This is a genomic window from Streptomyces sp. SID1328 (genome assembly GCF_009865595.1).
In the GTDB taxonomy this organism is placed as follows: Bacteria; Actinomycetota; Actinomycetes; order Streptomycetales; family Streptomycetaceae; genus Streptomyces; species Streptomyces griseoluteus.
In genome coordinates, this window is sequence record NZ_WWKH01000514.1 from 1 (window position 1) to 10,041 (window position 10,041).

The window sequence follows — 10,041 nt, forward strand, 5'->3', positions numbered from 1 at the left end:
GAGGCCGAGTGGAACCGGCGTACGCCGTGCCCCGGCTGGTCGGTGCGGGACGTGGTCTCCCACGTCATCGGGCTGGACTGCGAGATGCTCGGCGACCCCCGGCCGATCCACACACTGCCCCGCGACCTCTTCCACGTCACCAACGAGGCGCAGCGGTACATGGAGATGCAGGTCGACGTGCGCCGCCATCACACGGCGCCGGAGATGACGTCGGAGCTGGAGTACACGGTCATCCGGCGCAACCGGCAGATCCGCAACGAGTCCCGGCAGCCCGACACCATCGTCCGGGGGCCGATGGGCAAGGAGATCACCCTCGAACACGCCATGCGGATGCGGGCGTTCGATGTCTGGGTGCACGAGCAGGATCTGCGCACCGCCCTCGGGCGTCCGGGCAACCTCGACTCGCCCGGCGCGCTGGTCGCCCGTGATCTGCTGCTGGCCGGGCTGCCCATGGTGGTCGCCAAGAAGGCGGAGGCGCCGCGCAGTTCGGCGATCGTCTTCGACGTGCACGGGCCGGTGGAGTTCCTGCGCACGATCCGCGTCGACATCCAGGGCCGGGGCACGCTGGAGACGGCACCCGCGCTCGGGCCCGCCGCCGGCTTCAGCCTCGACTGGGAGACGTACTTCCGGCTGGCCTGCGGGCGGATCAGTGCGGAGGCGGCGGGCGACCGCGTCAAGACCGAGGGCGACCCGGAACTGACGGCGGCGATCCTGCGGAACTTCGCGGTCACGCCGTGACCTTTTAATCGGGTGCCGGTGGGCCGGGCCGCGGTTACCGTCCCCGCCATGACCTCGCGACTCACCTTCCACGGCCCGCTCTCCTCCGCCCGCGCCGACGCGATCGTCGGCCGCCTCTCCGCGAACCGCCCCCACACCGTCCTCGACATCGGCTGCGGCTGGGGCGAGCTGCTGCTCCGCGTCCTGGAAGCGGTCCCGGAGGCACGGGGCACGGGCATCGACCTCAACGAGACGGACCTCGCCCGGGGCCGCCGCTCGGCGGAGGAGCGGGGCCTGGCGGAACGGGTGGCCTTCCTGGCGGAGTCCGCCCGCGACACCGACCACGGTCCCGCCGACCTGGTCCTCTGCGTGGGCGCGACCCAGGCCCTGTCCGACGCCGACTGCCCCACACCGGAAGCCCTGCGCTCCCTCCGCCGCCTGGTCTCCGACCACGGCCGGGTCCTCCTGGGCGAGGGCATATGGGACCGCCGGCCCACTCCCGCCGAGCTGGCGGGCATGTGGCCGGACGCCGCCGAGTCCGACCACCTCACCCTCCCCGCCCTGCTGGACCTCGCCGTCGAGTCCGGCTTCCGCCCGGAGTGGACAGAAACGGCCACCCTCCCGGAGTGGGAGGAATTCGAGTCGGGGTACCAGGCCGACCAGGAAGTCTGGCTGGCCGCCAACCCGGACGCGGCCGAGGTCCGCGAACGCCTGGACCGCCACCGGGCCCAGTGGATGAGCTACCGGGGAATCCTGGGAATGGCGTACCTGACGCTGGTCCCGGTCCTGCGCTGAGCCGGCTACGCCGCGGGCACGTGCACTGTCTCCACCCTGCTCGCCACCAACCGCTCCTGCTCCCGGCGGGCCGCCCGGCCGCGCAGCCGGAGGATCTGGGTGAGGCCGAGGGCCTGGAGGACGAAGACGGCGCAGAAGGCCACGGAGTAGTCGTCGCCGGTGGCGTCCAGAAGGACGCCGATGGCGAAGAGGGTGGTCATGGAGGCGATGAAGCCGCCCATGTTGGTGATGCCGGAGGCGGTGCCCTGACGCTCGGGCGGGTTGGCGGGGCGGGCGAAGTCGAAGCCGAGCATCGAGGCGGGACCGCAGGCGCCGAGCACCACGCACAGCACCAGCAGCAGCGCCATCGGCGCGTGCGCGCCCGGCCAGGCGAGGGTCAGCGCCCACATGACTGCGGTCGCGGTGACCGTACCGAGGGCCAGCGGGAGCCGGGCCGCGTGGTGCCGGGCGACGATCTGGCCGTAGACGAGCCCGATCACCATGTTGGAGAGCACGACCAGGGTGAGCAGCTCACCCGCGGTGGCCCGGCTGAGCCCCTGGGCCTGCACCAGGAACGGCAGCCCCCACAGCAGCAGGAACACCATCGCCGGGAACTGGGTGGTGAAGTGCACCCACATCCCCAGCCGGGTACCGGGCTCCCGCCACGCCTCCGCGATCTGCCGGCGTACGTACGCGGCACCCTGGTGCGGGAAGGGCTCCGGCTCGTGGCCCTCGGGGTGGTCCTTGAGGAACAGCAGCGCCAGCACCAGTACGACCGCGCCGGCCAGCGCGCTGCCCGCGAACGCCGGGGTCCAGCCGAGCCCGTGCAACAGCCGGGCCAGCACCAGGGTGGAGACGAGGTTGCCCGCCATGCCGACCAGCCCGGCGAGCTGCGCGACGAAGGGTCCGCGCCGGGCCGGGAACCACCGGGTGCCGAGCCGCAGCACGCTGATGAAGGTCATCGCGTCCCCGCAGCCCAGCAGCGCGCGGGACGCGAGGGCGGTGCCGTACGACGGGGAGAAGGCGAAGCCGAGCTGCCCGACCGTGAACAGCACCGCGCCCAGGCACAGCACCTTCTTCGTGCCGAGCCGGTCCACCAGCAGGCCGACGGGTATCTGCATGCCCGCGTACACGAGCAGCTGCAGGATCGAGAACGTCGACAGCGCGGAGGCGTTCACATGGAAGCGGTCCGCCGCGTCCAGGCCGGCCACACCGAGCGAGGTGCGGAAGATGACGGCGACGAAGTAGACCGCGACGCCTATGGACCACACGGCGACGGCCCGGCGGCCGCCCGGAGGGTCACCCGGCAGGGTGGTCGTGGCCCGGTTCATCGGACCTCCCCGCGCGCCAGCTCGGAGAACCAGCCGACGTGCCGGTGCACCAGCCCGACCGCCGCCTCCGCGTCCCCGGCGCGCAGCGCGTCGAGGATCTCGGCGTGCTCGGTGAGGGTCTTGGCGATCCGGTCGGGGTGCGAGTGCATCACGGCGACGCCCATCCGGAGCTGGCGGTCACGGAGCTGGTCGTAGAGGCGGGAGAGGATCTCGTTGCCACCGCTGCGGACGATCTCGGCGTGGAAGCAGCGGTCGGTGACGGCGGCGGCGGCGAAGTCGCCCGCCGCGGCCTGCTCCCGCTGCCGCTGGAGCAGCTCGGCGAGCCGGTCCAGCAGGGCGGGCGGCGCGGGCACCGCCTTGCGGGCGGCGTGCTCCTCGACCAGCAGCCTGGTCTCCACCACGTCGGCGATCTCCTGCGCGGAGACCGGCAGCACCAGCGCGCCCTTCTTCGGGTACAGCCGGATCAGACCCTCGGCCTCCAGGCGCAGCAGCGCCTCGCGGACGGGGGTACGGGACACCCCCACCGCCTCGGCCAGCTCACCCTCGGTGAGGAGGGTGCCGCCCTCGTACCGGCGGTCGAGGACGCCCTGCTTGACGTGGGTGTAGACGCGGTCGGCGGCGGGTGGCTGCCTGGTGGCCGTTTGCATGCCTACAGGATAGATACAACAGGCCGGGACGGCAGCGCGGTCCAGCATGCGGAACCGGCTGAAGGGGCGTCAGCGGAGCGCCGGAAATTTTCCTTCCCTCAGGGTGCAACCATGGGGGCCGTTCACTTGTCACACAGGTGCGGCTCTCCTTTCAGGGCACCTCAACTAGGCCGCATTCCAAGGGCATTTCAGACAATCGAGGTATTTCGCTTTGATTACCGGCATCAAGGGCTCCTCCCTCCGCAGGGCCGCCGCCGCCGCCGTCGCGTCCGGCGCGCTGCTCACCACCAGTGCCCTCACCGCAGCGCCCGCGCAGGCCGCTTCCGCGCCTTCGATCGTGGCCGCGGGCGGCTACGTGATGAACAACTCCACCGGTGCGTCGCTGTACACCAAGGCCGCGGACACCCGCCGCTCCACCGGCTCCACCACCAAGATCATGACCGCGAAGGTCGTGCTGGCGCAGCCGAACCTGAACCTGGACACCAAGGTCACCATCCCCAAGGGCGCCAGCGACTACATCGTCGCCAACAACGCGTCCTCGGCCGGCCTGATCGTCGGCGACAAGGTCACCGTCCGCCAGCTCCTGTACGGGCTGATGCTCCCGTCCGGCTGCGACGCCGCGTACGTCCTCGCGGACAAGTACGGCTCGGGCAGCACGCACTCCGCGCGCGTGAGCTCCTTCCTCGGCAAGATGAACTCCGCCGCGAAGGCCCTCAACCTGAAGAACACGCACTTCGATTCCTTCGACGGCATCGGCAAGGGCTCGAACTACTCGACCCCGCGCGACCTGACGAAGATCGCCAGCAGTGCGATGAAGAACGCCAACTTCCGCGCGATCGTCAAGACCAAGTCGTACACGGCGAAGACGGTCACCAAGACCGGCAGCACCCGCACGATGAAGGCGTGGACCAACACCAACACGCTGCTGAGCAGCTACAGCGGCGCCATCGGCGTCAAGACCGGCTCCGGTCCCGAGGCCAAGTACTGCCTCGTCTTCGCCGCCACCCGCAACGGCAAGACGGTCATCGGCACGGTCCTCGCGTCGTCCTCCGTCACCCAGCGCGGCACGGACGCGACGAAGCTCCTGAACTACGGCTTCACCAAGTAGAGCTGCGCCGCTTCAGCGAAACAGGGCCCGCCCACACGGTTCACTCCGTGTGGGCGGGCCCTTTGCGTGGCGCCGACTCGCGCCGGTTCATCTGCTCAACGAGAGAATTCTGAGACGGTGAATGGACGTCACGGTCTCAGAATCCTCTGGGGGCCAGAACCCTGACTGGGGGTCAGGTCTCAGCCTTTCCGGAGGCGGAAAGAGCTCTCTACGCCCAGGAGATCAATCGCTTCGGCTGTTCCAGAATTGCCGCGACGTCTGCCAGGACCTTGGAGCCGAGTTCGCCGTCGACCAGGCGGTGGTCGAAGCTGAGGGCGAGGGTGGTGACCTGGCGGGGCTTGACCTTGCCCTTGTGGACCCACGGCTGGAGCTTGATCGCGCCGACCGCGAGGATCGCGGACTCGCCGGGGTTGAGAATCGGCGTACCGGTGTCGACGCCGAAGACGCCGACGTTGGTGATGGTCACCGTGCCGCCCTGCATCGCCGCCGGGGACGTCTTGCCCTCGCGGGCCGTGGTCACCAGCTCGCCCAGCGCCGCGGACAGCTGCGGGAGCGTCTTGTCCTGCGCGTCCTTGATGTTGGGCACGATCAGCCCGCGCGGAGTCGCCGCCGCGATGCCCAGGTTGACGTAGTGCTTGAGCACGATCTCCTGGGCGGCCTCGTCCCAGGACGCGTTGACCTCGGGGTTGCGCTTGATCGCGACCAGCAGGGCCTTGGCGATCAGCAGCAGCGGGTTCACCCGCAGCCCCTGGAACTCCTTGTCCTGCTTCAGCTCCTCGACCAGCTTCATCGTCCGCGTCACGTCCACCGTCACGAACTCCGTGACGTGCGGCGCCGTGAACGCCGAGCCGATCATCGCCTGCGCGGTCGCCTTGCGGACCCCCTTGACCGGGATACGCGTCTCCCGCGCGGAGTCGTACCCCGCCACGGCGGGCGCGGGAGCGGGCACGGCAGCCGGGGCCGGGACCGGGGCCTCCACCACGGGCTCCACCGGAGCCACCGCCGCGTGCACGTCCTCGCGGGTGATGATGCCGTCCGGCCCGGACGGGACGACCTGCGCCAGGTCGACGCCCAGGTCCTTGGCCAGCTTGCGCACCGGCGGTTTGGCCAGCGGGCGCTCCTTCACCGGAGCGGCAGCGGGAGCGGCGGGGCCGTGCCCGTTCAGCTCGGCCGGTGCGGCGGCCACCGCCACCTCGGGTCCCTTGCGGGGACGCCGCTTGGTGGAAGAGGCGGCCACCCCGTATCCCACCAGCACCGGCGTACGGCCCTGCGGCTCGGCCTCTTCGGCGGGCGCCGACGCGGGCTCGGCGGACACGGCCGGCGCCGGCTCGGGAGCCGCCCCGCCCGACACGTCCACCGCGATGATCGCCGTACCCACGTCGACCGTCGTGCCCTCGGCGAAGCGCAGCTCGCGCACCACCCCGTCGTAGGGGATGGGGAGTTCGACGGCCGCCTTGGCGGTCTCGACCTCGCACACCACCTGGCCGTCGGTGACCGTGTCCCCGACCTGCACGTACCACTTGAGGATCTCGGCCTCGGTGAGCCCCTCGCCCACGTCCGGCATCTTGAACTCGCGCACGGAAGCTTCCGTCATCGTCGTCACGAAACCTTCCTCAGTACGCAAGGGCGCGGTCGACGGCGTCGAGCACCCGGTCCAGACCCGGCAGGTACTCGTCCTCCAGGCGCGCCGGCGGGTACGGGGCGTGATAGCCGCCGACCCGGAGCACCGGGGCCTCCAGGTGGTAGAAGCACCGCTCGGTGATCCGTGCGGCGATCTCCGCGCCGGAGCCGAGGAACACCGGCGCCTCGTGGACGACCACCAGACGGCGGGTCTTCTCGACCGAGGTCTGGATGGTGTCGAAGTCCAGCGGGGAGACCGAGCGGAGGTCGAGCACCTCCAGGGACTTGCCCTCCTCGGCGGCCGCGTCGGCCACCTGCCGGCACAGCTTGACCATGGGCCCGTACGCGGCCAGCGTCAGGTCGGTGCCCTCGCGGACCACGCTCGCCCTGTGCAGCGGGCCGGGGATCAGCTCGGGGTCGACCTCGCCCTTGTCCCAGTAGCGCCGCTTGGGCTCGAAGTAGATCACCGGGTCGTCGCTCTGGATGGCCTGCTGCATCATCCAGTAGGCGTCCGAGGAGTTGGACGGGCTGACCACCTTCAGGCCCGCCACGTGCGCGAACAGCGCCTCGGGGGACTCGGAGTGGTGCTCGACCGCGCCGATGCCGCCGCCGTAGGGGATGCGGATGACGACGGGCATCTTGACCTTGCCCAGCGAGCGGGCGTGCATCTTCGCGAGCTGGGTGACGATCTGGTCGTACGCCGGGAAGACGAAGCCGTCGAACTGGATCTCGACCACCGGGCGGTAGCCGCGCAGGGCGAGACCGATCGCGGTGCCGACGATGCCGGACTCGGCGAGCGGGGTGTCGATGACCCGCTCCTCGCCGAAGTCCTTCTGGAGGCCGTCGGTCACCCGGAAGACACCGCCGAGCTTGCCGACGTCCTCGCCCATGACGAGGACCTTCGGGTCGGTCTCCAGCGCGCGCCGCAGCGATTCGTTGATCGCCTTGGCCAGAGCCATTTTCTCCGCCATGTCAGTTGCCCCCCTGGGCGTCCGCGAACGACGCCTGGTAGGCGGCGAACTGGGCGCGCTCCTCGTCGACGAGCGCGTGCCCGTCCGCGTACACGTTCTCGAAGATGGCGAAGCGGTCCGGGTCCGGCATGGCGCGGACCGCTTCCCGCACTCGCTTGCCCAACGCCTCGGACTCGCTCTCCAGTTCCGCGAAGAATCCCTCGTCCGCGTGGTTGGAGGACTCCAGGTAGGCGCGCAGGCGCAGGATCGGGTCCTTCGCCTCCCAGGCGACGCGCTCGTCGTCGTGGCGGTAGCGCGTGGGGTCGTCGGAGGTGGTGTGGGCGCCCATCCGGTAGGTGAACGCCTCGACCAGGGTCGGGCCCTCGCCGTTGCGGGCGCGCTCCAGCGCCCAGCGGGTCACGGCGAGGCAGGCCAGCACGTCGTTGCCGTCGACCCGGACCCCGGGGAAGCCGTAGCCCTGGGCGCGCTGGTAGAGCGGGACGCGGGTCTGCTTCTCGGTGGGCTCGGAGATCGCCCACTGGTTGTTCTGGCAGAAGAACACGACCGGGGCGTTGTACACCGCGGAGAAGGTGAACGATTCCGCCACGTCCCCCTGGCTGGACGCGCCGTCGCCGAAGTAGGCGATCACGGCCGAGTCCGCGCCGTCCTTGGCCACGCCCATGGCGTAGCCGGTGGCGTGCAGCGTCTGCGAGCCGATGACGATCGTGTACAGGTGGAAGTTGTTGCCGTTGGGGTCCCAGCCGCCGTTGTTCACACCCCGGAACATGCCGAGCAGGTTGGTGGGGTCGACCCCGCGGCACCAGGCGACGCCGTGCTCGCGGTAGGTCGGGAAGACGTAGTCGTCCTCGCGGGTGGCGCGGCCGGAGCCGATCTGCGCGGCCTCCTGGCCGAGCAGCGAGGCCCACAGGCCCAGCTCGCCCTGGCGCTGAAGGGCGGTCGCCTCCGCGTCGAAGCGGCGGGTGAGCACCATGTCGCGGTACAGACCGCGCAGCTCGTCGGGGGTGATGCCGGCGACGTAGGCGTCGAACTCGGCGTTCTTGACCCGCTTGCCCTCCGGCGTCAGGAGCTGTACCAGCTCCGGCTCGGTGCCCTGCTTCGCGGTGCTGCGGGTGCTGCGCCCGGTACCGGCGGTACCGGTCTTGCCTGCGGCGCTGCGTCGCGGCTTGCGCGCGGCACTGCTCTCCACGGTCACGTGTGCTCCTCCGTCGTTCCGGCCCACGGGGTTGCCGGTGAGCCTGGGTTCCCCCTTGCTCGGTCGGAGCCGGGGGGAGCGGCCACCTCTTCTCGACCACCGGGCACGGGGTGGGTGCCGCTCGGCCGGGAACAGGCGTGACAGGTGCCCCGGCGAGCGCCTGCGGCTTTTAACGTTACCCAGTGCTCCACATTTCTGTGAAACCCCACCTGACCTGCGATTTTGCTTGGATTTCCAAGTAAATCGACAAGACCCGGAAGTTCGCTGGTCACAGCCTTGCAGGAGGCCGGAGCAACGGCACGTTATCCCGCCCACCCAGCTCAAAGGAAGAGTCCCGGCGCGTCACCGCGGAAGGGCGGGGATTTCTTTCGCGCCGCGCGCGAATTGCACTTCCGTGTGCACCCGGACGTTCACCGGGGCACGCCGGGTGACCGAATGCGACCGCCGACGACTGCCTGTGACAACCCCCAGCTCACGGGGTCTTTTCGTGCCCTAGCATCGGCGCGTGCAGCGCCTTCGTGTACCACCCGTCGTGCCCCACGCGCCCCCGCTCGGCACCTTGTTACCCCTGTACGGAGCCGGTACGGCCCTCGCCTGCGAACCGGTCGACCAGGGCCTGCTCAACCGGGGCTACCGGGTGCGCACCACACGGGGCCGGTACTTCCTCAAGCACCACTTCGACCCCGACACCGCCGACCCCGACGCCATCGAGCGCCGCCATCTGGCCACCCAGCGCCTCGCCGAGGTCGGCGTCCCGGCCGTCCCTCCGCTCACCCACCGCGAGGGCCGCACGGTCGCGGTCGTCGGCGGACACGCCTACGCCCTGCACCCCTGGATCGAGGGCGGACATCTGCACGGCGGCCAGCTCACCCGCTCCGAGAGCGCACGCCTGGGCGCGCTGCTGGGCGCCGTGCACGCCTGCCTGGAGCGCGTGATGCCGCCCAAGGGGCGCACCCGCCCGGCCACGAGCCCGCACCCGGTCGAGAGCGCCGACCCGGCCGACACCTTCGCCCTCATCGACGATCTGCTCGGCCACGTCCACCGCCACAAACCCGCCGACGCCTTCGACGACCTGGCCCGTCACCGCCTGCTGGAACGCCGGTCGCTGCTGGAGCAGCACACCCACCGCCGCCCGCCGCGCGGCGGCCCGGTGGGCTGGGTGCACGGCGACTTCCACCCGTTCAACCTGCTCTACCGGGGCGGCACCCCCGCCGCCATCGTCGACTGGGACCGCCTGGGAGTGCAGCCCCGCGCCGAGGAGGCCGTACGCGCCGCGGCGATCTTCTTCGTACGGCCCGCGGGAATGCTGGACCTGCCCAAGGCGCGGGCGTACGCGCGGGCGTACCGGCGCGCGGCGCGCGCCACCCCCTCGGAGCTGGCGGCGGCCGTGCACCGGGTGTGGTGGGAGCGCCTGAACGACTTCTGGATGCTGCGCTGGCACTACGAGCGCGGTGACACCCGCGCCGACTGCCAGTTCCCGGCCGCCTCCGCGCTCGCGGTGTGGTGGACACGGGAGTACGACGCGGTGTGCGACGCCTTCACGGGCTGAGCCGCCTTGGCCCGGTCAGCCGACGGGCCCGTCCGGACCCGTTCCGGGGGCCGGCGACGTCGGCATTCAAGTGCCGTTCGCGCCGGCCGCGTCCGCCCCGGCCGCCGCACCGGCGTCCGCGCCGCCGGCACC

Annotated in this window: 9 protein-coding genes; 4 read left to right on the plus strand and 5 right to left on the minus strand. The window is 71.1% G+C overall.

Annotated features, from left to right (window positions below):
- Both GT030_RS16000 and GT030_RS16005 read left to right on the plus strand, forming a co-directional pair.
- Window positions 1–738 (plus strand): maleylpyruvate isomerase family mycothiol-dependent enzyme (locus GT030_RS16000; protein ID WP_161201669.1); only part of this gene is annotated, 738 nt, incomplete at its 5' end.
- A 48-nt stretch (window positions 739–786) separates the two neighbouring features.
- Window positions 787–1,512: a class I SAM-dependent methyltransferase gene (locus tag GT030_RS16005; RefSeq protein WP_161201670.1), complete on the plus strand. Its 726-nt coding sequence runs from the start codon at window positions 787–789 to the stop codon at window positions 1,510–1,512.
- Between the two features lie 5 nt (window positions 1,513–1,517).
- Here the strand turns inward: GT030_RS16005 and GT030_RS16010 are convergent, their stop codons facing one another.
- Together GT030_RS16010 and GT030_RS16015 are read right to left on the minus strand one after the other, a co-directional pair.
- Entirely contained in the window at window positions 1,518–2,822 is a 1,305-nt protein-coding gene (locus tag GT030_RS16010) for an MFS transporter (protein WP_161201671.1), read from the minus strand.
- Window positions 2,819–3,469 (minus strand): GntR family transcriptional regulator, encoded by a 651-nt coding sequence (locus GT030_RS16015; protein ID WP_161201672.1) that lies wholly within the window; start codon window positions 3,467–3,469, stop codon window positions 2,819–2,821. The genes GT030_RS16010 and GT030_RS16015 overlap by 4 nt, the downstream gene beginning before the upstream one ends.
- A gap of 211 nt (window positions 3,470–3,680) precedes the next feature.
- Here GT030_RS16015 and GT030_RS16020 point away from each other — a divergent pair, with 211 nt between their 5' ends.
- Window positions 3,681–4,577, plus strand: coding sequence for a D-alanyl-D-alanine carboxypeptidase (locus GT030_RS16020; RefSeq protein ID WP_161201673.1), 897 nt, complete (start codon window positions 3,681–3,683; stop codon window positions 4,575–4,577).
- A gap of 208 nt (window positions 4,578–4,785) precedes the next feature.
- Here the strand turns inward: GT030_RS16020 and GT030_RS16025 are convergent, their stop codons facing one another.
- From GT030_RS16025 to pdhA, 3 genes are read right to left on the minus strand one after another with little or no spacing between them, the layout of a single operon-like run.
- Entirely contained in the window at window positions 4,786–6,180 is a 1,395-nt protein-coding gene (locus GT030_RS16025) for a dihydrolipoamide acetyltransferase family protein (RefSeq protein WP_161201674.1), read from the minus strand.
- A gap of 10 nt (window positions 6,181–6,190) precedes the next feature.
- Window positions 6,191–7,168, minus strand: a complete 978-nt coding sequence (locus GT030_RS16030; RefSeq protein WP_086690300.1) for an alpha-ketoacid dehydrogenase subunit beta — start codon at window positions 7,166–7,168, stop codon at window positions 6,191–6,193.
- Window position 7,169: 1 nt separating this feature from the next.
- Entirely contained in the window at window positions 7,170–8,360 is a 1,191-nt protein-coding gene (pdhA, locus tag GT030_RS16035) for a pyruvate dehydrogenase (acetyl-transferring) E1 component subunit alpha (protein WP_161201675.1), read from the minus strand.
- A gap of 532 nt (window positions 8,361–8,892) precedes the next feature.
- On the opposite strand from pdhA, the gene GT030_RS16040 reads away from it, so the two are divergent.
- Entirely contained in the window at window positions 8,893–9,909 is a 1,017-nt protein-coding gene (locus tag GT030_RS16040; RefSeq protein ID WP_161201676.1) for a phosphotransferase, read from the plus strand.
- Window positions 9,910–10,041: the final 132 nt, after the last annotated feature.